At 73.8% G+C, this 23272-nt stretch carries 23 protein-coding genes; 14 read left to right on the top strand and 9 right to left on the bottom strand.

The features are described 5' to 3' along the window. The first annotated feature begins 68 nt into the window (after positions 1-68). Positions 69-1961: an ABC transporter ATP-binding protein gene (locus Q1K26_RS00115; protein WP_300006803.1), complete on the top strand. Its 1893-nt coding sequence runs from the start codon at positions 69-71 to the stop codon at positions 1959-1961. A 357-nt stretch (positions 1962-2318) separates the two neighbouring features. Here Q1K26_RS00115 and Q1K26_RS00110 read toward each other — a convergent pair whose 3' ends face one another. Beyond that, on the bottom strand, positions 2319-2684 hold the full coding sequence (locus Q1K26_RS00110) for a hypothetical protein (RefSeq protein ID WP_300006788.1): 366 nt from the start codon (positions 2682-2684) through the stop codon (positions 2319-2321). Positions 2685-2716: 32 nt separating this feature from the next. Between Q1K26_RS00110 and Q1K26_RS00105 the strand changes: the two genes are divergently transcribed. From Q1K26_RS00105 to Q1K26_RS00075, 7 genes are all read left to right on the top strand, one after another. Further along, positions 2717-3124 carry a VOC family protein gene (locus Q1K26_RS00105; protein WP_300006786.1) on the top strand — a complete coding sequence of 136 codons (408 nt, stop codon included), beginning with the start codon at positions 2717-2719 and terminating at the stop codon, positions 3122-3124. A gap of 470 nt (positions 3125-3594) precedes the next feature. Further along, on the top strand, positions 3595-4944 hold the full coding sequence (locus Q1K26_RS00100; protein WP_300006784.1) for a ferric reductase-like transmembrane domain-containing protein: 1350 nt from the start codon (positions 3595-3597) through the stop codon (positions 4942-4944). A gap of 60 nt (positions 4945-5004) precedes the next feature. After that, positions 5005-5868 carry a DUF4142 domain-containing protein gene (locus Q1K26_RS00095; protein ID WP_300006782.1) on the top strand — a complete coding sequence of 288 codons (864 nt, stop codon included), beginning with the start codon at positions 5005-5007 and terminating at the stop codon, positions 5866-5868. 130 nt (positions 5869-5998) lie between these two features. Continuing rightward, entirely contained in the window at positions 5999-6865 is an 867-nt protein-coding gene (locus Q1K26_RS00090) for a hypothetical protein (RefSeq protein WP_300006781.1), read from the top strand. A gap of 76 nt (positions 6866-6941) precedes the next feature. Next, complete coding sequence (locus tag Q1K26_RS00085; RefSeq protein WP_300006779.1) at positions 6942-7901, top strand: ring-cleaving dioxygenase; 960 nt, start codon at positions 6942-6944, stop codon at positions 7899-7901. Further along, positions 7898-8518 carry an alpha/beta hydrolase gene (locus tag Q1K26_RS00080; RefSeq protein ID WP_363320390.1) on the top strand — a complete coding sequence of 207 codons (621 nt, stop codon included), beginning with the start codon at positions 7898-7900 and terminating at the stop codon, positions 8516-8518. Before Q1K26_RS00085 ends, Q1K26_RS00080 begins: the two co-directional genes overlap by 4 nt. A gap of 156 nt (positions 8519-8674) precedes the next feature. Then, a complete protein-coding gene (locus Q1K26_RS00075; RefSeq protein WP_300006777.1) occupies positions 8675-9295 on the top strand; it encodes an L-threonylcarbamoyladenylate synthase in 621 nt (206 codons plus the stop codon). A gap of 6 nt (positions 9296-9301) precedes the next feature. Here the strand turns inward: Q1K26_RS00075 and Q1K26_RS00070 are convergent, their stop codons facing one another. The 6 genes from Q1K26_RS00070 to Q1K26_RS00045 all read right to left on the bottom strand — a co-directional run bounded on the left by Q1K26_RS00070 (position 9302) and on the right by Q1K26_RS00045 (position 15087). Continuing rightward, entirely contained in the window at positions 9302-9610 is a 309-nt protein-coding gene (locus Q1K26_RS00070; protein WP_300006775.1) for a MoaD/ThiS family protein, read from the bottom strand. Then, on the bottom strand, positions 9607-10722 hold the full coding sequence (locus Q1K26_RS00065; RefSeq protein WP_300006773.1) for a sialidase family protein: 1116 nt from the start codon (positions 10720-10722) through the stop codon (positions 9607-9609). The genes Q1K26_RS00070 and Q1K26_RS00065 overlap by 4 nt, the downstream gene beginning before the upstream one ends. Positions 10723-10794: 72 nt before the next feature. Next, the gene (locus Q1K26_RS00060; protein ID WP_300006772.1) at positions 10795-11517 is read right to left on the bottom strand and encodes an EAL domain-containing protein; all 723 of its coding nucleotides are present in this window, start codon (positions 11515-11517) and stop codon (positions 10795-10797) included. Beyond that, a complete protein-coding gene (locus tag Q1K26_RS00055) occupies positions 11400-13088 on the bottom strand; it encodes a GGDEF domain-containing protein (protein WP_300006770.1) in 1689 nt (562 codons plus the stop codon). Before Q1K26_RS00055 ends, Q1K26_RS00060 begins: the two co-directional genes overlap by 118 nt. A 150-nt stretch (positions 13089-13238) precedes the next feature. After that, the gene (locus Q1K26_RS00050; protein ID WP_300006769.1) at positions 13239-13838 is read right to left on the bottom strand and encodes a hypothetical protein; all 600 of its coding nucleotides are present in this window, start codon (positions 13836-13838) and stop codon (positions 13239-13241) included. 22 nt (positions 13839-13860) lie between these two features. Beyond that, entirely contained in the window at positions 13861-15087 is a 1227-nt protein-coding gene (locus tag Q1K26_RS00045) for an ROK family protein (RefSeq protein ID WP_300006767.1), read from the bottom strand. Between the two features lie 98 nt (positions 15088-15185). Between Q1K26_RS00045 and Q1K26_RS00040 the strand changes: the two genes are divergently transcribed. The 6 genes from Q1K26_RS00040 to Q1K26_RS00015 all read left to right on the top strand — a co-directional run bounded on the left by Q1K26_RS00040 (position 15186) and on the right by Q1K26_RS00015 (position 21575). Continuing rightward, a complete protein-coding gene (locus Q1K26_RS00040) occupies positions 15186-16685 on the top strand; it encodes a sugar ABC transporter ATP-binding protein (protein WP_300006799.1) in 1500 nt (499 codons plus the stop codon). Positions 16686-16800: 115 nt separating this feature from the next. Further along, positions 16801-17736 carry an ABC transporter permease gene (locus Q1K26_RS00035; protein WP_300006798.1) on the top strand — a complete coding sequence of 312 codons (936 nt, stop codon included), beginning with the start codon at positions 16801-16803 and terminating at the stop codon, positions 17734-17736. A gap of 39 nt (positions 17737-17775) precedes the next feature. Beyond that, positions 17776-18828 (top strand): substrate-binding domain-containing protein, encoded by a 1053-nt coding sequence (locus Q1K26_RS00030; protein WP_300006765.1) that lies wholly within the window; start codon positions 17776-17778, stop codon positions 18826-18828. A 29-nt stretch (positions 18829-18857) separates the two neighbouring features. Beyond that, positions 18858-19976, top strand: a complete 1119-nt coding sequence (locus Q1K26_RS00025; protein WP_300006797.1) for a Gfo/Idh/MocA family oxidoreductase — start codon at positions 18858-18860, stop codon at positions 19974-19976. Then, positions 19973-20974, top strand: coding sequence for a sugar phosphate isomerase/epimerase family protein (locus Q1K26_RS00020; protein WP_300006764.1), 1002 nt, complete (start codon positions 19973-19975; stop codon positions 20972-20974). The genes Q1K26_RS00025 and Q1K26_RS00020 overlap by 4 nt, the downstream gene beginning before the upstream one ends. A gap of 25 nt (positions 20975-20999) precedes the next feature. Beyond that, positions 21000-21575, top strand: a complete 576-nt coding sequence (locus tag Q1K26_RS00015; RefSeq protein ID WP_300006762.1) for a thymidine kinase — start codon at positions 21000-21002, stop codon at positions 21573-21575. Here the strand turns inward: Q1K26_RS00015 and Q1K26_RS00010 are convergent. Both Q1K26_RS00010 and Q1K26_RS00005 read right to left on the bottom strand, forming a co-directional pair. Further along, complete coding sequence (locus Q1K26_RS00010; RefSeq protein ID WP_300006760.1) at positions 21545-22387, bottom strand: pseudouridine synthase; 843 nt, start codon at positions 22385-22387, stop codon at positions 21545-21547. The two genes, Q1K26_RS00015 and Q1K26_RS00010, sit on opposite strands and share 31 nt — an antisense overlap. A gap of 504 nt (positions 22388-22891) precedes the next feature. Next, positions 22892-23272, bottom strand: a 381-nt coding sequence (locus Q1K26_RS00005) for an HNH endonuclease signature motif containing protein (RefSeq protein WP_300006758.1), incomplete at its 5' end; no start/stop codon positions are given.

The following is a 23272-nucleotide window of genomic DNA, read 5'->3' as shown; positions in this document are numbered from 1 at the left end:
ACGCCGACACCGTCTCGGCCGCCCGTGGCATGGCCGCCGAGCGCCGCGCCGGCCCGCCGTGGGGCGGGATGGGCCAGCCCGCGGAGAAGGCGTCGAACTTCTGGCCGTCGCTGCGCCGGCTCGCCGTCCGGCTGTCGCCGGAGCGCCTCGGCGTCGTGGCCGTGCTGGTGCTGGGCGTGGTCAGCGTGACGCTCAACGTCATCGGTCCGTACCTGCTCGGCGTGGCCACCGACGTGATCTTCGCCGGGGTGGTGGGCGGGCAGCTGCCTGCCGGACTCACCGCCGAGCAGGCGGCGCAGGCGGCCCGCGCATCGGGCGACGACACCGTCGCCAACCTCATCGCGGCACAGGACGTGGTCCCCGGCGCGGGCATCGACTTCTCCGCGCTCGGCGCCGTGCTGCTCGGCGTGATCGCGCTGTACCTGGCCGCGTCGGTGTTCGGCTACGCGCAGGGCTACCTGCTCAACGGCATCGTGGCGCGCACCGTGTACGCACTCCGCCGCGACGTCGAGGACAAGATCAACCGGCTGCCGCTGCGGTACTTCGACACCCGGCAGCGCGGCGAGGTGCTCAGCCGCGTCACCAACGACATCGACAACGTCCAGACGAGCCTGCAGCAGACGATGAGCCAGCTGCTGACCTCGCTGCTGACGATCGTCGGCGTGGTCGTGATGATGGTCGTCGTCTCGCCGCTGCTGACGCTGATCGCGCTGGTCACGATCCCGGTGACGCTCTGGCTGACGAAGGTGATCGCGTCGCGCTCGCAGCCGCAGTTCGTGGCGCAGTGGCGCCAAACCGGGCGGCTGAACGGGCTGATCGAGGAGTCGTTCACCGGCCACGAGCTGGTGCGGGTGTTCGGCCGCCGCGCCCAGACCGAGTCCGAGTTCGCCGAGCGCAACGCCGACCTGCTCGGCGCGAGCTTCCGCGCCCAGTTCATCAGCGGGATCATCATGCCGACGATGATGTTCGTCGGGAACCTCAACTACGTCGCGGTCGCCGTCATCGGCGGGCTGCGGGTGGCGTCGGGGACGTTGAGCCTCGGCGACGTGCAGGCGTTCATCCAGTACTCGCGGCAGTTCACCCAGCCGCTGACGCAGGTGGCGTCGATGGCGAACGTGCTGCAGTCGGGCGTGGCGTCGGCGGAGCGGGTGTTCGAGCTGCTCGACGCGGGCGAGCAGACGCCGGACCCGGAGTCCCCGCAGGTGCGCAGCGAGCGCCGGGGCCGGGTGGCCTTCGAGCACGTCGCGTTCCGGTACCTGCCCGACACCCCGCTGATCGACGACCTCTCGCTGGTCGCCGAGCCCGGGCAGACGGTCGCGATCGTGGGGCCGACCGGGGCGGGCAAGACGACGCTGGTCAACCTCGTCCTGCGCTTCTACGAGCTCGACGGCGGCCGGATCACCCTCGACGGCGTCGACATCGCCGCGATGGACCGCGCCGACCTGCGCTCGGGCATCGGGATGGTGCTGCAGGACACGTGGCTGTTCGGCGGCACGATCCGCGACAACATCGCCTACGGGAACCCCGGCGCCTCCGAGGAGCAGCTGATGGCGGCGGCGCGGGCGACCTACGTCGACCGGTTCGTGCGGTCGCTGCCCGAGGGCTACGACACCGTCATCGACGAGGAGGGGTCCAACGTCAGCGCGGGGGAGAAGCAGCTGATCACGATCGCGCGGGCGTTCCTGGCCGATCCGTCGCTGCTGATCCTCGACGAGGCGACCAGCTCCGTCGACACCCGCACCGAGGTCCTGGTGCAGCGGGCGATGGCGGCGCTGCGCAGCGAACGCACCAGCTTCGTCATCGCCCACCGGCTGTCCACCATCCGTGACGCCGACCTGATCCTTGTGATGGAGGCGGGCAGCATCGTGGAGCAGGGCACCCACGAGCAGCTCCTGGCGGCGCGCGGGGCGTACCGCCGCCTCTACGACGCGCAGTTCGCCGCGGCGGCGGCGGACTGCTGACGGCGGCGAGCGGTGGAGGGTGCGCGGCTCCGCCGACGGTGTGCGGCACCGCGAGGAACGGTGATCGGCGCTTCGGAACCCGCAGCCGCGTGGGGCACGCCTCCGGGTTCCGATCCGGCGATCATCGCGGCGCACCTCGCCCGCGGGCGGGGTGATCGTCGGCATGGAACCGGGAACGGGCCGGGGCACGGCTCCCGGTTCCGAACCGTCGATCATGGCTCCCGAGCTCCGGCGCGGCGCTCCGCCGTACCGATCCGGCCGCTGGTGGCGGGCCACGCGTCGACCACGGCGGCCGGCCCGCGCGGTCGAGGTCGCTCGGCCGCCCCGGCCGAGCATCCGGCGGAGGCGATGCGCCCGTCAGCCCTGCAGCCAGCCGTAGACCGTCTGGGGGGATACCTCGCTCGCGCGGGCGATGGCCCGGGTCTCGGCCCCCGCGTCCCGACCGGCCCGCGCCAGCTCGCGCTGGCGGGACCGGAGCCGGGCGAGCGCCGCGGCGACCTCGGCCATCTCCTCGAGCAGGGCCCGGGCCTGCGGGTTCGCCGCGGCCCGCGAGCGGCCGGCGCCGGGTCGGGGGTAGGTGCGGACGGTGTCGGCGTCCCAGCGGCGCGGGCCGTCGCCGGGGAGCGGGGCGGGCGCCTGCCCGCGCGAGACGTAGCCGGCCCACGTCGACTCCCGCACCCCCCACGCCTGCGCACACTCCCGCGCGGTCCAGGTCTGCGTCATAGGCTCACCCTCTCACCACGGGAGGGACGGCCATGCTGCTCGACGGGGTCAACCACATCGCCTGGATCTCGAAGGACGTCGCCCGCCTGGGCGCGTTCTACGCCGAGGTGTTCGACGCGGAGGTCGGGCCCACCCGGGAGCACGGCGACGAGCCGGGCGAGACGATGACGACGATCCGCATCGGTCCGCGCACCGAGCTGAACATCGTCACCATCGAGGGCAACACCGAGCCCGACCGGCAGACCCCGATGTGGGGACGCGGGCGCATCGACCACGTCGGCCTCGCCGCGGCCACGCCGGAGGCGTTCGAGACCATCCGGGAGCGGCTCGTCGCGGCGGGGGCGAGCGACGGCACCGTCAACGACTTCGGCGGGGCGCTGAGCATGTTCTTCCGCGACCCCGACGGCCTGGAGGGCGAGGTCCTGCTGGTCACCGGCTGAGCAGCTGCCCGGCCCACCTCGGGGTGCGGCTCGGCGAGTGCTGTGGCGGCCCCTTCGGTGATCAAGGGCAGATGGCGGCTCGTGGATCACCGGGCGCGACCACATGCCCTTGATCGCGGGTCCGCCTGCCGCGGCTCCGTGGCCCGGCGTGCCGGGCGACACACGGGCAGGTTCGGCGGTGGGCCCCGTCCCGTCGCCGGGCGTGCCGGACGGGTACCGGTGGGCGCACGCCGAGGCGACGGCGGGGCACGCCGGGCGGGCGTGGGGCGCCGCGGGCGCGGCGAGTGGTCGAGCACGCGGCCGGCTCGGACCGATCGCTCGAGAGCCTGAGGGCGTTACGCGGCACTCGGAGCAACCGGTGAGCCGTTAGGCCGTACCCATGGCCGTTCGTCGCATGAGAGTGGACGTCCGGCCCGAGGGCCTCTCAGGCTCGCAACCCCACCCCGGGCCCGGCTCCTAACGTCCGCCCCATGACATCGGGCTCGTTCCCCGGGGCAACCCTCCGGGGCGCGTGGATCACGGCACTCGGCGCCGTGCTCGTGGGTCCTGTCCTGATCCGGCTGCTCACGGCGTCCGCTGATCCACTGTGGACGCAGCTGTCGACGACGACGGGGCTGCTCGCGCTCTCCTCCATGGTGTGCGCGGCGGTGCTGCCGTCACGGGTCCGGTCGCTGACCCGCGCGTTCGGGATCGAGGGCATCCTCGAGGTGCACCGCAGCCTGGGCGTGCTCGCCGCGGCGCTGGTGCTGCTGCACCTGGCGTGCGTCGTGGTGGCCGATCCGGCCAACGTCGCGCTGCTCGACCCCTCCCGCGCCACGCCGGCGTCCCGGGCCGCCACCGTCGCCACGCTGGCGCTGGCGCTGGTCGTCGTGCTCGCCCTGACCCGCAGCCGTACCCGCCCGCTGCCCTACGAGCTCTGGCGCTGGGGGCACGTCGGTCTCGCGGCGATCGCGCTCGCCGGTTCGGCGCTGCACGTGTGGTACCTGCAGAACCTGGTCTCCGACGCCGTCATGAGCGCGGTGCTCGGGATCCTCTCCGTCCTGCTGCTGGCCGTGCTGACCCACCGGTGGGTGCTGCGCTCGATGTTCGACCCGGCCGCCGAGTTCGTGGTGCGCGGGGTGTGGCGCGAGAACGACACCGTCAGCACGCTCGTGCTCGACCGGCGCCGGTCCCGGCACACCGCGGGGGGTGATCCCGGGTGGACGTTCGCGCCGGGCCAGTTCGCGTGGCTGCGGCTGCAGCGCTCCACCAGTGCCGAGGAGCACCCGTTCACGATCGCGTCGTCCGCCGATCTCGGCGACTCCGTGGAGTTCACCATCCGGCACCACGCCGGCGGCTTCTCCGCGGCCGTGGCGCACCTGGAGCCCGGCCGGTCGGTGTGGGTCGACGGTCCCCACGGCGCGTTCACCGTCGACGACGCCCACTCGGCCACGGGCGTGGTGATGATCGCGGGCGGCGTCGGCGTCACCCCGATGATGAGCATGTTGCGCACCGCCGCCGACCGCGGTGACGACCGCCGCTTCCACCTGGTGCTCGTCGTCGCCCGCCGCGACGACGTGCTGTTCCGCGACGAGCTCGGCCTCCTCGAGCAGTACCTCGACCTCGAGGTCACCGAGGTGCTGCGCGGGTCGGCCCGGCGCGGCGACCCGAACCCCCTGATCGCCGCACTGACCCGTCCGAACGACGACGCAGCCGATCCGGCGGCGTTCGACTACTTCGTCTGCGGCTCCCCGTCCCTCGTCGGTACCGCGTTCCACGCCCTGGACGCGCTCGGTGTTCCCCCGGACCACGTCCGCACCGAGCAGTTCGATCTCGTGTAGTCAGAAAGGCTCCCTTCCATGCTTCGCCGTGTTCCCCGCGCACTGCGTCATGCCGTGATCGTGGCGGTACTCCTCGCCGTCGGCGCCTCGATCGCCCAGTCCTGGCTGTCCGCCACCCCCGGCACCGCCGGCTACGTCCAGACCGAGTGGGGCCCGCTCGGACCCGCCGACCGCGACCTGCTCGTCAAGGTCCGCCTCGCCGGGCTGTGGGAGGGCCCCACCGGCCAGCAGGCCGAGCAGCAGGCCAGCCGTGCCGAGGTGCAGCAGGTCGGCTCCAACCTGCAGAACGAGCACGCCGATCTCGACGTGCTCGTGCGGGAGACCGCCGACCAGCTCGGCGTGCTGGTCCCCAGCCGCCCCTCGGCCGAGCAGCTGGGCTGGATGAACGAGATGAGCTCGCTCACCGGCACCGAGTACGACCGGGTGTTCGTGCAACGCCTGCGCGAGGCGCACGGTTCGGTGCTCCCGGTCATCACCGAGGTCCGCGTGGGCACGCGCAACGAGCTGATGCGCGAGTTCGCCACCACCGCCGACGAGTACGTGACCCGGCACATCGGCTACCTGGAGTCCACCGGCCTCGTCGACTACGGCGACCTGCCCGAACCGCCCTCGCCCGGGCTGCTCGCCTCGGGTCGCGGCTCGCTCGACCTCGTCGTGCCTGCCCTCGTCGTGGCCGCCGCGCTCGTCGCGGCCTGGGCGCTGTTCGCGGCGCTGCGGCGCCGCGGCGGCCCGGCCCCCGACCGTTCCCATCTCGCCCGGCCCGTCGACGGCACGGCGCGCGCGATCGCCGCCATCGCCGTTCCCCCTCCCCGCGACCCCCATCCGTCCGGTCCGCACCGGATCCGCACATCCGACACCCCCGACAGCCGGGTCCCCGACAGCCGGGTCTCCGACACCGGCCCCCGACATGCCGTCCGGCGCTGACGCTCCCCGCACCCGTGCCGCGGCCGGTCCGCAACCCCGTCCCAGAGAGGCGCTCCCCATGCCTGACCCCCACACCCCGCCCGATGCCCGACCGCGACCCGCCCGCGACCCGTCCCGGGGTCGGCGCACGATGCTGACGCTGGCGGCCGCGGCCGTCGTCGTGCTCCTGCCCACCGCCTGCGACTACGCGGTGGCCGACACCGGCGGGTCCGGCGGCGGGTACGGCCTGCCCTCGGGTCACGGCGGCCACGGCACCCACGGCGGCCCGACCTCCTCCGAGGTCGAGACGGTGCCGGCCGGTGAGACGCAGACCCTGGACCCCGGCTCCTCGGCCACGGAGACCAGCACGACAGGGACGGACCCGACCGGGACCGGCACGAGCGAGACCGATCCGCCCGAGACGAGCACCGAGGAGACGAGCACCGAGGAGACGGACCCGCCGCCCCCCGCCGCGCCCGAGATCCTCGGCAACGACTGCACCAACTCCGGCCTGGACGCCCACACCGGGTTCCAGGACGCCCCGCGCTGTGTCGCGGTCGCGTTCGGTGAGGTCGCGGCGGCGGCGCTGAGCCCGTCGCTGCTGATCACCGAGGCGCCGGACTCGGTGGGCTCGGGCGAGGCGTTCACGCTGACGGTGAGCACCCGCAACCTGCTCCGGGACCGGTTCCTGGGCGCTGCCGCGGGTGGCTACTACCGCGAGAGCTCGTTCCTCACCCCCGAGGGCATCCAGCGCGGGCACTTCCACACCGCCTGCCGGGTGCTGCCGGACGTGACCGAGGCGCCGGACGCCGAGCCGGTCCCCGAGTTCTTCCTCGCCACGCAGGACAACAAGGGTGGCGCGGGTGTGGACGAGGTCGTCGTGCCCGTCACGGGCATCGAGGGCAGCGGCACGCTGCAGTGCGCCGTGTGGGCAGGCGACGGGTCGCACCGGGTGCCGATGATGCAGCGGGCCAACCAGACCCCGGCCTTCGACATCGTGCGCATCCAGCTCGGCTGACCGGGCGAGCGGCCCCGGTGCCGGCGCCCGACGGGTGCCGGCACCGGTGGTTGCATCGGCAACTAGTGTGGGGCGCATGACGGACATCGCCCCCCACGGGCTGCACCACGTCACCGCGATCGCGTCCGACCCGCAGGCCAACGTCGACTTCTACACCCGCGTGCTGGGCCTGCGCCTGGTCAAGCAGACGGTGAACTTCGACGCCCCCGACACCTTCCACCTCTACTACGGCGACGGGGCCGGCCGCCCGTCGACGATCCTCACCTTCTTCCCCTGGCGCGGCGTGCCCGCCGGCCGCCAGGGCAGCGGCCTGACCACGGCCACCGCGTTCAGCGTGCCGCCCGAGTCGCTGGGCTGGTGGCAGAACCGGATCGCCGGGCTGGGCATCGAGCACGAGGGCCCGCGCACCCGCTCCGGCCCCACCCAGGACGGCGAGGAGGTGCTGACCTTCCGCGACCCGGACGGGCTCGTGATCGACATCGTGGCCGCGCCGGGCGACACGCGGTCGGGCTGGGACGGCGTCGCGAGCGTGCCGGCCGAGCACGCGGTGCGCGGGCTGCACTCGGTGACGCTGTCCGAGTCGGTCCCGGAGGACACCGTCGCGATGCTGTCGGGCCTGCTGGGCATGCAGCCGGCAGGCGAGGACGGCGACCGGGCCCGGTTCGCCATGGCGGGCGGGGGCGCGGGCGCGGTCGTCGACGTCGTGGCCGACGGCAGGCCGCGCGGGCTGCAGGCGGGCGGCACCGTGCACCACATCGCGTTCCGCGCACCCGACCGGGAGACCCAGTCGCGCTGGCGCGCCGAGCTGGTCGCCGCGGGGCTGCACGTCACCGAGATCATCGACCGGCAGTACTTCACCTCCATCTACTTCCACGAACCCGGGGGCGTGCTGCTGGAGATCGCCACCGACCAGCCCGGCTTCGCGATCGACGAGCCGCTGCTGGAGCTGGGCCGCGAGCTGAAGCTGCCGCCGTGGCTGGAGCCCAGCCGCGAGCAGATCCGGGCCGCGCTGCCGGTGCTGCAGGTCGAGCAGTGAGTGAGCGTGCGAGCCAGCCGATGACCCGCCCGCACGTCTGGCTGCCCGGCACCGGCACCCCACCGCTGCTGCTGCTGCACGGCACCGGCGGCGACGAGCACGACCTGCTCCCGCTGCGCGAGCACCTCGCGCCGGACGCCCCGGTGCTCTCCCCGCGCGGCACGGTGCTGGAGAACGGCATGCCGCGGTTCTTCCGGCGCCTCGCCGAGGGCGTGTTCGACGAGGACGACCTGCGTGCCCGGGTGGACGAGCTGGCCGGGTTCGTGGCGGAGGCGCCCACCGGGGTGCCGGCGGGCACGTGGGTCGCGGCCGGGTTCTCCAACGGCGCGAACATCGCCTCGGCCACGCTGTTCCGCCGGCCCGAGGTGCTGGCCGGCGCCGTGCTGCTGGCCGCGATGGTCCCCTTCCGGGACGGGCCGGGGGAGGCCGACCTCACCGGGAAGCGGGTGGCGGTGTCCAACGGGCGCCGCGACCCGATGGCGACGGCCGCGCACACGGACACGCTGGTGGCGCAGCTGCGCGGGTGCGGGGCCGAGGTGGCCGAGTTCCCGCACGACGGCGGGCACGGCATCGACGCGGAGGTGCTGCCGGAGCTGCGGGCGTTCCTGGCCGGCTGACGGTCGGGGGTGGCGTTCCGGGTGTTCGCGCGCCCGATGGGCCTTCGCGCGCTGCCGGCGGCGCGCGAGCCGCTTCGCAGCGCGCGAGCCGCCTGCCCGGGCGCCCTGCGTCGCGACCCGTGTCCCCGGGCCCGCGTTGGCGCTAGCCTGCCTCGCATGGCGCGCTACTTCGATGTGCACCCCGTCGACCCGCAGCGGCGGTCGATCTCCCAGGTCGTCGACGTCGTGCGGGAGGGCGGCCTGATCGCCTACCCCACCGACTCCTGCTTCGCGCTGGGCTGCCAGCTCGGCAACGGGAAGGGACTCGACCGGATCCGGGAGATCCGGGAGCTCGACGACAAGCACCACTTCACGCTGATGTGCGCCGACTTCGCCCAGCTCGGCCAGTTCACCCAGGTCAGCAACGCGGTGTTCCGGCTGGTCAAGGCGTCGACGCCGGGGCAGTACACGTTCATCCTCCCGGCGACGAAGGAGGTGCCGCGCAAGCTGCTGCACCCGAAGAAGAAGACGGTCGGCGTGCGGATCCCCGACCACACCGTCACCCAGGCCTTGCTCGCCGAGCTGGGCGAACCGCTGCTGTCCTCCACGCTGCTGCTGCCCGACTTCGCCGAGCCGCTGACGCAGGGCTGGGACATCAAGGAGCGCCTCGACCACCTCGTCGACGCCGTGATCGACTCCGGCGAGTGCGGCACCGAGCCCACCACCGTGGTCGACCTGTCCGGCGACGAACCGGAGGTCGTACGGGTGGGCGCGGGGGACCCGTCGCGGTTCGAGTGACCGTCCCTACCCGCCGGCCATCGCGCCCACCACCAGGAACGGTTCGGTGCCCGCGACGACGGCCGCGGGCAGCGGGTCGTCGGCCGGGGTGTGCGAGAGGTCCTGCTCGCACGCGAAGAACCGCACGAACGGCCGCCGCCGCCCGGTGCCGTGGTCGCGCACGGTGCCGCGCAGCACCGGGAACCGCCGCTCGAGCGCGTCGAGCACCGAGCGCTGGGTGACCTCGCCGTCGACGGGGAGCGTGACCTCCCCGTCGACACCGGCGAGGCGGCGCAGGTGGGTGGGCAGCTTGACCCTGACCTCCACGGCGCTCATGGCAGCGTCTGCACCTCCACCGACAGCACCGCGGGCAGGTCGCGCACGATCGGCTCCCAGCGGTCGCCCGCGTCGGCCGAGGCGTAGACCTGGCCGCCGGTGGTGCCGAAGTACACGCCGCAGGAGTCCAGCCGGTCCACCGCCATGGCGTCGCGCAGGACGTTGACGTAGCAGTGCTCCTGGGGCAGGCCGCGGGTCAGCGGCTCCCACTCGTGGCCTCCGGTGCGGCTGCGGTACACCCGGAGCCTGCCCTCGGGCGGGAAGTGCTCGGAGTCGCTGGTGATCGGCACGACGTAGACCGTGTCCGGCTCGTGGGCGTGCACGTCGATGGGGAACCCGAAGTCGGTGGGCAGGTCGCCGCCGATGTCGTGCCAGTTCTCGCCGCCGTCGTCGCTGCGCATGACGTCCCAGTGCTTCTGCATGAACAGCGTGTCCGGCCGGGCCGGGTGCAGCGCCAGGTTGTGCACGCAGTGCCCGACCTCCGCGTCGGAGTCCGGGATGCCCTCGGAGTGCAGCCCGCGGTTGACCGGCCGCCACGTCGTGCCCGCGTCGTCGGTGCGGAACGCGCCCGCGGCCGAGATCGCGACCGTCATCCGGGCGGGGTCGCGCGGGTCGGGCACGATCGTGTGCAGGCACATGCCGCCCGCGCCGGGCTGCCAGTGCGGGCCGGACCCGTGCCCGCGCAGGCCGGACAGCTCGTGCCAGGTGCCGCCGCCGTCGGTGGAGCGGAACAGCGCCGCGTCCTCGACGCCGGCGAACACCGTGTCGGGGTCGGTCGCCGACGGTTCGAGGTGCCAGACCCGCGCGAACTCCCAGGGGTGCGGCGTGCCGTCGTACCACTGGTGGGTGCCCGGCACGCCGTCGTAGGTGAACTCGTTGCCGACCGGTGCCCACGTCGAGCCGCCGTCGTCGGAGCGCTGCACGACCTGCCCGAACCAGCCACCGGACGGCGCCGCGAACAGCCGGTCGGGATCCGCGGCCGAACCCGCCACGTGGTAGACCTCCCAGCCGGGGAAGTGCGGCCCGCGGACCTCCCACGTGCGTCGCCTGCCGTCCGCGGTCAGCACGAACGCGCCCTTTCGGGTGCCGACCAGTACCCGTACGCCGCTCATCTCGTCTCCGTCCCGGCCGCGCGGTCGCGGCCCGCAGGTACAGACGGCCGCGATGCGCCGAACTCATCGGTGTCAGCCCACCCGGCCCAACAGCTCCGGCGAGAGCAGCGGCCGCTCGGCGAGCACCAGCGGGGTGAGCTGCTCCGCCGCGGTCGGGCGCGCGATGAGATGGCCCTGGACGAGGTCGCATCCCAGCCTGCGCAGCTCGCGCAGCTGGCCCGGGCGCTCCACCCCCTCGGCGACGGTGCGCAGCCCGAGGTGGCGGGTGAGGTCGAACAGGCCTGCCAGGAACCGCTTCTGCCGGGCGTCGTGGTCGATGTCGGCCACGAAGAACCGGTCGATCTTGACGGTGTCCACCGGGGTGGACGCGAGCCGGGCCAGCGTGCTGTAGCCGGTGCCGAAGTCGTCGAGCGCCAACCGCACGCCCATCATCCGCAGCCTGCCCATGACGTCGACGGCGGCGTCGTGGCGGTTGGTCACGGCCACCTCGGTCATCTCCAGCGCGAGCTGGCCGGGCAGCAGGAGATGGCGCCGCAGCAGGTCGCAGATCCGGTCGGGCAGCCCGGTGTCGGTGAACTCGCTCGGGTTGACGTTGACGGCGATGCGCAGCCTGCGATGCCCGAGCGCGGCGTTCCAGCAGCCCAGCTGCGCGCACGCCTGCTCCAGCATGAGGGCGGTCAGGTGCCCGGAGAGGCCCGCCTGCTCGCAGATCGGCACGAACTCGGTCGGTGGCACCTCGTGGCCGTCGTGGGTCCAGCGGGCCAGCGTCTCCAGCGCGCCGATCCGGCCGGACACGGGTCGACGACCGGCTGGTAGACCGCGCGGATCGCGCCCTCGGCCAGCGCGGCGGCGAACGCGCGGGGCAGGACCGGCCCCGGTCCGGCGGCGACCTCCAGCGCGGGGGAGTGCACCAGCACCGAGCCCTTGCCCGCCGCCTTGACCGCGTACATCGCGACGTCGGCGCGGTGCAGCAGGGCCGTGGCCGCGCCGCGGGCGGTGCCGGGCCCGACGCCGGCCACCCCGACACTGGCGGTGACCACGACCGACCGCCCGTCGAGGGCGAACGGGGCGCGCAGCGCGTCCAGGAGGGCGTGCGCGACGGTGGTGGCCCCGTCCGGGCCGCCCTGCTCGACCAGCACCGCGAACTCGTCGCCGCCGAGCCGGGCGAGCGTGTCGGTGCTCCGCAGGGTGGCCCGCAGGCGCTCGGCGACCCCGATCAGCAGGGCGTCGCCGATGGCGTGGCCGAGCGAGTCGTTGACGGTCTTGAAGCCGTCCAGGTCGAGGAACACCACCGACACCGGCCGCCGGTCGCGGGCGGCCACGTCGAGGGCATGACCGAGCCGGTCGAGGAACAGCGCGCGGTTGGCGAGGCCGGTCAGGCTGTCGTGGAAGGCCAGCTGCTGCAGCTCCCGCTCCCGCTGCTGCACGGTGCGGGCGAGCATCTGGTTGTCGCGCACCGTGACGTACTGGCGCACGAGCACGAGCCCGACCAGCGCCGCGAGCAGGCCGACGGCGACCGGGTCCAGCGCGGTCCCGCCGGCCGTGCGGACCGCGGCGACGACCACGGCCGCGGCCAGCGGCAGGTACGGCAGCAGCCCGGCCGGTGCGACGGCCTCCGGGGCGGGAGGCCGGGTGCCGCGCCGGGCCCCGGTCACGAGCGAGCCCGCCGTGCCGAGCAGGCAGAACGCGGCCCACCACCCCCAGTCGACCACCGACCCGGTCGCGTAGGTGCCGGCGGCGGTGGCGTAGGAGAACGCGACGTCCGAGGCGGCCATCGCCAGCATCGCGCCCCCCAGCAGGCCCCACAACAGGGGCTTCTCGCCGGTCTGCGCGATCGTCAGCACGGTGACGGTCAGCAGCACGACGTCGGCGATCGGGTAGGCGAGCGCCGCGGCGGCCGTGGTCGTCGGTGGCTCGCCTGCGATCGGGGCGACGACGCCGAACCACGCCAGCAGCCCGAACGCGCAGCCGACCATGAGCGCGTCGAGCAGCCGGCGCGGCGTGGCGAGACCCCGCGCCCGCGGGGCGAGCAGGCCCAGCCCGATCAGGGCCACGACGGGGAACCCCAGGTAGCCCACATCGGCGGGTGAGGGGAACGGGGTGGTGGTGTCGAGCAGCGTCTCGTGGACGGTCCGGACGACCTGGCCCGTCGCCCAGGACCCGGCCGCGACGGCCATCGCCACCCACCCGCGCCGGGATCTCCCGCGTGACCGGGCCGCGGCGCGGGCGCACCCCAGCACCGCGCCGGCGGCGAGCGCGAGCACGCCGAGGTCGGCCGTCCACAGGCGGGCCTCGCCGGTGAGCACGGTGGTCAGCGCGATCAGGACGATCAGCGCGGCACCCGCGGCGACGCCGGCGAGAGGCACGGTCGCGGGGGCCGGGGCCGGTCTCGGGGTCGCCGCGGGATGCGGCGGTGCGGTCATGTGCCGGACATCGGTCGCGGCACGTCGGGGTTGACGACGTGTCGTGAGCGGTGCGTCACGCGGTGTAGTTCCTGCGGTCGGCGGCGGCGCCGCTCAGCGCGACTGCAGGGCGTCGAGCGCCACCGCCATCGAGGCCGCCACCCGGAAGTCCAGGCGCGGGTCCTGGACGGTGACGGTGTAGCGGTCGCGGATCGCCTTCTGCCGCTCGCTGGTCAGGACGGGGGCGCCGCCGTGCACGTCGACGAAGTCGAAGTGGAAGACGAACGGCACCCAGACGTCGCCGAGGTAGGGGATCAGCGTCCAGATCCGGCGCAGGACCGCGATGACCGGTCGCCGCTCCTGGCCGCGGGCCTCCAGCCCGGGCGCCCCCAGGGTCCAGGTCGAGCGCAGCAGGCTCGCGCCGAACTCCTTCCGGAAGTAGCCGATCGGGTGGCCGGACTCGTCGAACACGTCGTGCTCGGCGTGGACGTCGAGGCGCTGGCGTGCCTTGAAGGAGAACACCGTGCGGGTGCGTGCCTCGTCGGTGAAGAAGGTGATCTCCTCCTTCAGCTTCATCCGCTTCTGCTCGGCGAAGGCGAGCAGGGGCCCCTCGGTGCCGTCCGGGTTCGCCGCGAACACCAGGTAGCGGTTGACCATCAGGGTGATCTTCTGGCGGACGAAGAACCGCGGCACCTGCATCGGTGGGTGGGTCATGCGGCGAGTCTGGCAGCAGCACTCACCCCAGCGCCGCCATCCCCTCGATCGACAGGACACGTTCGATGCCCAGCACCGAGGCCCCCGCCAGGCCCGCGAACTCCCCGATGACGCTGCTGGCGAGCACCAGGTTGCGCGTGGCCAGGGGCAGGGCCCGCTGGTACACGACGCTGCGCACGCCGGCGAGCAGGTCGTCGCTCGCCGCGGTGACCGAGCCGCCGAGGGTCACCCGGGCCGGGTTGTAGAAGTGCACCAGCATCGCGACGACCTCGCCGATCAGGCCGCCCGCCTCGCGCACCAGCGCGACGGCCGCGGGGTCGGCCCGGGCCAGCAGCCGCCGCACGTCGGCGATCGTGGCCTGCTGCCCGTCCACCCGTCCCAGCCGGTCGGCGATGGCCCGGGCGGAGGCGACGGCCTCGATGCAGCCGACGTTGCCGCACACGCAGGTGACGTCCGGGGCGCCACGGACGCGGACGTGCCCGATGTCGCCCGCCGCCCCGTCCGCGCCGTGGTGCAGCACCCCCTCGGTGGTGACCAGGCCGCCTCCGATGCCGGTGCCGACCTTGACGAACAGCAGCGGGGCCTGGTCGGCGGGCAGCGCCCGGGCCTCGCCGAGCGCGCGCAGGTTGACGTCGTTCTCCAGCACGGCCGGGCAGCCGTAGGTCTCGCGCAGGCGCGCGGCCACCGGGTAGGCGTGCCAGCCGGGCATGATCGGCGGGCGGACCGGCACCCCGAGCTGACCGTCGACCGGGCCGGGCAGCCCGATGACGACGGCCCGCACCGGCGCGCGGGAGGACGCGGCGGAGCGCAGCCGGTCGAGGTGGGACTCGACCACGCCAAGCACCGCGTCCGGGCCCTCCTGCACGTCGATGTCGACGTGGACGTGGCCGAGCAGCCGCTGGCGCAGGTCGACCACCGCCAGGTGCGCGCCGCGGGCACCGACGTCGGCGAGCAGCACCAGCCCGCCGTGCGGGGACAGGGCGAGCCGGTCGGCGGGGCGTCCCCGCCCCGGGGTGGCGCGGATGCCGTCCGGGACGAGCACGCCACGGGCGAGCAGCTCGTCGACGGCCGCGCTCACCGTGGTGCGGGCGAGCCCGGCCGCCGTCACGAGGTCGGCCTTGCTCACCGCGGTGCCGGAGGCGACCAGGCGCGCGACGGTGCTGCGGGTGACCGCGGCGTCGACCCGGCCGGACAGCGGTGGTGCCTCGAGGCGCAGGGACGGCAGGCCGAGGGCGGACGGCACGGACATCACGACCAGATATCGACGGAAAAATAGCGGAAAGAGGCATTATTCCGTCGTTGTAGGTCACTGGTCAACGCTCCTACGTTGCTCGCGTGTTGCTGGAGATGCGGGGCATCGTCAAGGAGTTCCCGGGCGCCCGGGCGTTGGACGGCGTCGATCTCGACGTCGCCGCGGGTGAGGTGCACTGCCTGCTCGGGCAGAACGGCGCGGGCAAGTCCACGCTGATCAAGGTGCTGGCCGGGGCGCACCGCCCGGACGCGGGCGAGATCCGCTGGGCCGGGGAGACGGTCGCGTTCGCCTCGCCGCAGGCCGCCGACGCCGCCGGGATCGCGACGATCCACCAGGAGCTCGACCTGGTGCCCGGGCTGAGCGTGGCGGAGAACGTCGTGCTCGGCCACGAGCCGGCCCGGCTCGGCTTCACCCGTCCCCGTGACGCCGAGCGGATCGCCCGCGACCTGCTCGTGCGCCTGGGCCACCCGGAGATCGGGCCGCGCCGTGAGCTGGGCCGGCTCTCCGCGGCGGGCCAGCAGGTGGTGAGCATGGCGCGGGCGCTGGCCCGCGACGCGCGGCTGATCGTGATGGACGAGCCGTCGGCGGTGCTGGACCCCGACGAGGTGCGCAACCTGTTCCGGGTGATCCGCGAGCTCACCGCGGAGGGCACCGCCGTCGTCTACATCTCGCACCGGCTCGAGGAGATCCGGGAGATCGGCGACCGGGTCACCGTGCTCAAGGACGGCGCCACGGTCGGCCGCGATCTGCCCGCCCGCACGACCCCCACGGCCGAGGTGATCCGGCTGATGACCGGCCGGACCATCGAGTACGCCTTCCCGCCGCGCACCGCCCGAATCGATCCGGCGCAGCCCACCGGCGAGGTGGCGCTGGAGGTCGACGGGCTCGCGCGCACCGGCGAGTTCTCCGGCGTCGGCCTCACCGTGCACGCGGGTGAGGTCGTCGGCCTCGCGGGCCTGGTCGGATCCGGGCGCTCGGAGATCCTCGAGACGGTGTACGGGGCGCGCCGCGCCACCGCGGGCACGGTCCGGGTGCGCGGCCGGGCGCTGCGCGCGGGGTCGGTGCCCGCCGCGGTCCGCGCCGGGATGGGGCTGTGCCCCGAGGAGCGCAAGAGCCAGGGCCTGCTGCTGGGCGAACCGGTGTACCGCAACGTGTCGCTGTCGACGCTGGCCCGGTTCGCCCGCGGCGGGTTCGTGCGCCGCGGCGCGGAGCTGGCCGCGGCGCGCGACGTCACCGCCCAGCTCGACGTGCGGCCGGCCGACCCGACCCGGGCGACGCGGACGCTGTCGGGCGGGAACCAGCAGAAGGTCGTGCTGGCCCGCTGGTTGCTGCGCGGCTGCACGGTGCTGCTGCTCGACGAGCCCACCCGCGGCGTCGACGTCGGCGCCCGCACCGAGATCTACGCGCTGATCCGGCGGTTGGCCGCGAGCGGCGTCGCGGTGGTGCTGGTGTCGAGCGAGGTGCCCGAGGTGCTGGGCCTCGCCGATCGGGTCCTGGTCGTGCGCGAGGGCCGCGTGGTGCACGAGGCGCCGAGCACGGAGCTCGACGAGAGCCGGGTCCTCGACCTGGTGATGGAGGGAAGTGCCCGTGTCTGAACCCGGAGTGTCGACGCAGAAGGACGTCCCGGCGCGCGAGCGCGCCGCGCCGCGGCCCGACGGGGGGCGGGGCGGCGATCCGGTGGGCGGCCGGGAGCCGTCGCGGGCCGCGCGCCTGCTCGACAGCGGGGCCGGGCGCAACCTCGGGCTCGTCGCCGTGCTCGTCCTGCTGTGCGTGGTGGGCGTGTCCACGGCGGACACCTTCGCGACCACGTCGAACCTGCTGACGATCCTCACCTCGGCCTCGATCATCGGGGTGATCACCGTCGGGGTCACGTTCGTGATCATCGGCGGCGGCATCGACCTGTCGGTCGGCAAGGTGATGGCGTTGGCGTCGGTCTGGGCCACCACGGTGGCGACCCAGTCCTTCGGCCCGTGGGTCATGATCTTCTGTGCGCTGGCCGTCGGCGCCGGGGCCGGGCTGGTCAACGGCGTGCTCATCGCCTACGGCCGGATCGTGCCGTTCATCGTCACGCTGGCGATGCTCATCACCGCGCAGGGCCTGGCCGAGCGGATCTCCGGGCGGCGCAGCCAGATCGTGACCGACCCGGTGATCGCGGGCATCGCCACCACCCGCCCCCTGGGCATCCCGCTGCTCGTCTTCGTCTTCGCCGCGGTGGTCGCGCTGGGCTGGGTGCTGCTCAACCGCACCACCTTCGGTCGCCGCACGTTCGCCATCGGCGGCAACCCCGAGGCGGCCCGCCTCGCCGGCCTGGACGTCAAGCGCCACACGATCGCGCTCTACGTCCTGTCCGGGCTCTGCTGCGGCATCGCCGCGATCATGATCGCGTCGCTGACCACCACCGGGTCGAGCACCCACGGCACGCTCTACGAGCTCGACGCCATCGCCGCGGTGATCATCGGCGGCACCCTGCTCTCGGGCGGTCGCGGCACGCTGATCGGCTCGATCCTCGGTGTTCTGGTGTTCACGACGATCACCAACCTGTTCGTCCTCAACAACCTGGCGACCGAGGTCCAGAACATCGCCAAGGGCGTGATCATCGTCGTCGCCGTGCTGATCCAGACCCGCGCGCAACGTCCCTCGCACTGACCTGTCCCGGAACACCCCCGCACGAAGGAGTGCCCCACCATGTCCGAATCACTCGCGCGCCGCGGTTTCCTCGTCGGCGCCCTCGGTGTCGGCGCCGCCCTCACCGCGGCCTGCACCAGCAACGCCGCACCCACGGCCGCGGGCGGCGGCCCCAACGTGGCCGCCGCGGCGGGCGACAACGCCGAACCCGGCACGCCCGTCACCATCGGCTTCTCGGCCCCGGCCGCCGACCACGGCTGGATCGCCGCGATCGCGGCCAACGCGCAGGCCCAGGCCGGGCAGTACTCCGACGTCACGCTGGAGGCGGTGAACCCCACCAACGACATCACCCAGCAGATCGCGGCCGTCGAGACGCTGATCAACCAGGGCGTCGACGCGCTGGTGATCCTGCCCAACGACGGCAGCCAGCTCACCTCGCTGGGGGTCCGGGCGATGGAGGCCGGCATCCCGGTGATCAACCTGGACCGGATCTTCGACTCCCCGCTGGCCTACCGGACCTGGATCGGCGGCGACAACTACGGCATGGGCGTGTCGGCGGGGACCTACATCGGCACTCGCCTGCGGGACGCCGGGGTGGCCGACCCGGTGATCGGCGAGATCGCCGGCATCGACAACCTCCCGCTCACCCAGGCCCGCAGCCAGGGCTTCTCCGACGCGCTGGCGTCGTTCGGGTTCGCCGTCGGCCCGCGCCAGGCCGCGGACTTCACCGCGCAGGGCGGCCAGCGCGTCGCCGCCAACCTGCTCCAGGCCGCCCCGCAGCTCGACGCGCTGTGGAACCACGACGACGACCAGGGCATCGGGGTGCTCGCCGCGATCACCCAGGCCGGGCGCAGCGAGTTCTTCATGGTCGGCGGCGCCGGATCGGCCAACGCCATGCGCGAGATCCAGGCCGGGACGTCGGTGCTGGAGGCGACGGTCACCTACAGCCCGACGATGGCGTCCTCGGCGATGTCGCTGGCCCGCCTCGTCGCCCAGAACCGGGGGATGGGCGACCTCGTGGAGAAGGAGGTGCCGACCTCGATCACGCTGGCGTCGGCCACGATCACCGCCGAGAACGTCGCCGACTACCTGCCACTGGGCTTCGAATCGTGAGCCTGCGTCCCACCGGCCTGGGCGTCGGGATGATCGGCCACGCCTTCATGGGGGCCGCCCACTCCCAGGCATGGCGCACCGCGGGCCGGTTCTTCGACCTCCCGCTCACCCCGGACATGGCCGTGCTGTGCGGACGCGACGCCGCGACCGCACGGGCCGCGGCCGACCGGCTGGGCTGGCGCGACGTCGAGACCGACTGGAAGGAGCTGCTGACCCGCGACGACGTGGCGCTCGTCGACGTGTGCGCGCCCGGTGACGTGCACGCCGAGATCGCGGTCGCCGCGCTGGACGCGGGCAAGCACGTGCTGTGCGAGAAGCCGCTGGCCAACACCGTCGAGGAGGCGCGCGCGATGGTCGCGGCCGCCGAGCGGGCGCGGGCGTCGGGCGTGCGCTCGATGGTGGGTTTCAACTACCGCCGCGTGCCCGCGGTGGCGCTGGCCCGGCGCCTGGTCGAGCAGGGCCGGATCGGGCAGGTGCGCCACGTGCGCGCCACCTACCTGCAGGACTGGATCGTCGATCCGGAGGTGCCGCTGGTGTGGCGGCTGCGGGCCGAACGCGCCGGGTCGGGGGCACTCGGCGACATCGGCGCGCACGTCGTCGATCTCGCGCAGTACGTCACCGGGGACCGGCTCAGCGGAGTCTGCGGGCTCACCGAGACGTTCGTGCGGGAGCGGCCGTTGCCCGACGGCGACGGTCGGGGTGCCGTGACCGTCGACGACGCGGCACTGTTCCTGGGTCGGTTCGCCGGCGGGGCGGTGGCGAGCTTCGAGGCCACCCGGTTCGCCACCGGGCGCAAGAACCAGATCCGGCTGGAGGTCAACGGCAGCGCGGGTTCGCTCGCGTTCGACTTCGAGCAGATGAACGAGCTGCAGTTCTTCGACGGCGCCGAGGACCCCGAGGTCGCGGGGTTCCGCCGGATCGTCGTCACCGAGCCCGCGCACCCGTACGCCGCGGCCTGGTGGCCGCCGGGGCACGGGCTGGGCTACGAGCACACGTTCACCCACGAGATCGTCGACCTGGTACGCGACATCGCGGCGGGCACCGACCCCGTCCCGTCCTTCGCCGACGGGCTGGCGGTGCAGCTCGTGCTCGACGCCGTGAGCCGTTCGGCGGCGGCGGGGAGCCAGTGGAAGGAGATCGAGGAATGAGACCGGTCACGCTGTTCACCGGCCAGTGGGCCGACCTGCCGTTCGAGGAGGTGGCGCGGCTGGCGGGGGAGTGGGGCTACGACGGCCTGGAGATCGCCTGCTGGGGCGATCACTTCGACGTCTGGGCCGCCGTCGAGGACGACTCCTACGTCGCCGGGCGGCGCGAGATCCTGGAGAAGCACGGGCTGTCGGTGTACGCCATCTCCAACCACCTCACCGGCCAGGCCGTCTGCGACGACCCGATCGACGCCCGGCACGAGGCGATCCTGCCCCCGCGGGTGTGGGGCGACGGCTCACCGGAGGGGGTCCGGCAGCGGGCGGCGGAGGCCATGCAGGTGACCGCGCGGGCGGCGGCGAAGCTCGGCGTGGACACCGTCGTCGGGTTCACCGGGTCGAGCATCTGGAAGACCGTGGCGATGTTCCCGCCGGTGCCGCAGTCGATGGTCGATGACGGCTACCGCGACTTCGCTGACCGCTGGAACCCGATCCTGGACGTCTTCGACGAGGTCGGGGTGCGGTTCGCCCACGAGGTGCACCCGTCCGAGATCGCCTACGACTACTGGACCACCGTCGCCGCGCTGGAGGCGGTCGGGCACCGCGCGGCGTTCGGGCTGAACTGGGACCCCAGCCACTTCGTGTGGCAGGACCTCGACCCGGTCGGGTTCCTGTGGGACTTCCGGGACCGCATCTACCACGTGGACTGCAAGGACGCGAAGCGCCAGGTCGGCAACGGGCGCAACGGCCGCATGGGCTCGCACCTGCCCTGGGCCGACCCGCGCCGCGGTTGGGACTTCGTCTCCACCGGGCACGGCGACGTGCCGTGGGAGGCGTGCTTCCGCATGCTCAACTCCATCGGCTACGCGGGCCCGATCTCGGTGGAGTGGGAGGACGCGGGCATGGACCGGCTGGTCGGGGCGCCGGAGGCGCTGGAGTTCGTGCGGCGGATGGCGTTCGACCCGCCGTCCGCGGCGTTCGACGCGGCCTTCGCGCAGCGCTGAGAGCGCCCTTGGCTACCGTCGGGCGGTGGCCAAGCTCTACTTCCGCTACGGAGCGATGAACTCCGGCAAGTCGACCTCGTTGATCCAGGTCGCGCACAACTACGAGGAGCGCGGTCAGCGGGTCCTCGTGGTCAAGCCGGGCGTCGACACGAAGAGCCCGGCCGTGCTGTCGCGGATCAGCGTGGCCCGCGAGGTGGACCTCGCCGTCGACGAGCACACCGACCTGCGGGCCGCCGTGCTGGCGCACCCGGGGGTCGACTGCGTGCTCGTCGACGAGGCGCAGTTCCTCACCGGCCGCCAGGTCGAGCAGCTGTTCGCCCTGGCCGTCACCGACGGGGTGCCGGTGATCGCCTACGGGCTGCGCAGCGACTTCCGCACCCGCGGGTTCCCGGGCAGCATCCGGCTCATGGAGCTCGCGCACTCCCTCGAGGAGCTCAAGACGATCTGCCGGTGCGGGCGCAAGGCGATCCTCAACGCCCGCACGGTCGGGGGCCGCCTCACCCAGGACGGCGACCAGGTCGCGATCGAGGACGACGGCCCGGTCGGCTACGAGTCCATGTGCGGCACCTGCTACCTGTCGACGCTGGGCTGGCCCGCCTGACCGCCGGTCAGCCGCAGCCCGGTCCGGAGCCGGCGCGGTTCGCCGGTGAGGGGGTCGGTGAACGCCAGTTCGGCCGCGAGCAGCTGCAGCGGCCGGGTGAAGTCGTCGAGCGGCCGCTCGGTGACCGCGGGGTAGAGGTCGTCGTCGACGATGGGGACGCCCAGCGCGGCCATGTGCAGGCGGAGCTGGTGCGTTCGCCCGGTGCGCGGGGTCAGCCGGTAGCGGGCCAGCCCGCCACTGCGTTCGACGAGCTCGACGTGCGACTCGGCGTTGGGCGGCCCCTCGACCTCCCTGGCCTGCAGCTGTCCGCGCTCCTTGACGATCCGGCTGCGCACCGTGCGTGGCAGCTCCAGTGCCGGGTCGTAGGGCGCGACCGCCTCGTACACCTTGTGGACGCGGTGGTCGCGGAACATCGTCTGGTACGCCCCACGCCGCTCCCGGTGGATCACGAACATCACCAGCCCCGCCGTGCCGCGGTCCAGGCGGTGCGCCGGGCTGAGCTCGGGGAGCCCGAGGTCGTGGCGCAGCCGCACCAGCGCGGTCTCCCGGACGTGCCTGCCGCGGGGGATCGTCGCCAGGAAGTGCGGCTTGTCCACCACGAGCAGGTCCTCGTCGCGGTGCACGATGCCGATCTCGAAGGGCACCGTGACCTCCTCGGGCAGGTCGCGGTGGAACCACAGGTAGGTATCGGGGACGTACGGGGCGTCGGGGGCGAGCGGGCCGCGATGGTCGACGAAGCGGCGCTGCGCGAGCATGGCGTCGATCCGGGCGGGTTCGACACGGGGCAGGCGCTCGACCAGGTGGTCGCGCATCGTCGGCCACGACCCCCCGGCCGGGGTGCGGAGCCGGACGGGATCCAGCCCCAGCCGCTGCGGGAGGGGGGAGGGAGGCCGGCGTCTGGTCACAGCTCCGCGCGGATCTTGCCGAGGACGGGGCTCAGGTCTGGCACGGCACTCCCGGCGGGTCGTGGCTGCTCTGATCGTGAACAGAGCGGATCGAACTGCCGTGCCACCCCTGCCCCGGCCCAGCCAGCCAGGTCGTCGAGGCCCCCCAGCGCGTACACCCCGGATGAACGCGGCGATCTCGGCCCGAGTGTAGACCAGCGGTGGGATGGCGGGAGTTGCGCACGGCGACGTCGTCGTCGGGCATCGGAGCGAGCTCGACACGACGCGCCGGGCACGTGTACGCCCGCAGTGGCGGTACCGCGCTGCCGAGCACGTTGTGGCCGTGTGCCCTGCGGGGACCCCCGAGCTGGCCCGGCGCTGCCACGGGCGACCACGGGACCCCTGACCCTCGCGGGTGCTGCCGCCTGTGAACTACTCCCGGTAGTCGTGGGGTTGGGTCCAGTACCGGTGTCCGGTGGGGGTGATCCATTCGACGCGGCGGTCGGGGTGGAGGACGACCTGCCAGCCGGGGTGTTCTTTCATGTGATGGTGGGCGGTGCACAGGGTGCACAGGTTGGCCTCGTCGGTGGGCCCGCCGGTGTTCCATGGGGTGACGTGGTCGAGTTCGCAGGTGGCGGCGTTGCGGCGGCAGCCCGGGGTGCGGCAGGTGACGTCGCGGCCGCGGACGAAGTCGGCCAGCCCGGCCGGGGGCCGGTACACCGTGCGCCCGTAGTCGAGCAGGGTTCCGGAGGCGGGGTCGACGAGCAGCCGCCGCCATACCGAGTCGGTGGCGATGTCGCGGGCCAGGTGCGC

Source organism: Pseudonocardia sp. (assembly GCF_029263155.1).
Classification (GTDB): Bacteria; Actinomycetota; Actinomycetes; order Mycobacteriales; family Pseudonocardiaceae; genus Pseudonocardia.
This window is presented reverse-complemented; position numbering and strand designations above follow the sequence as displayed.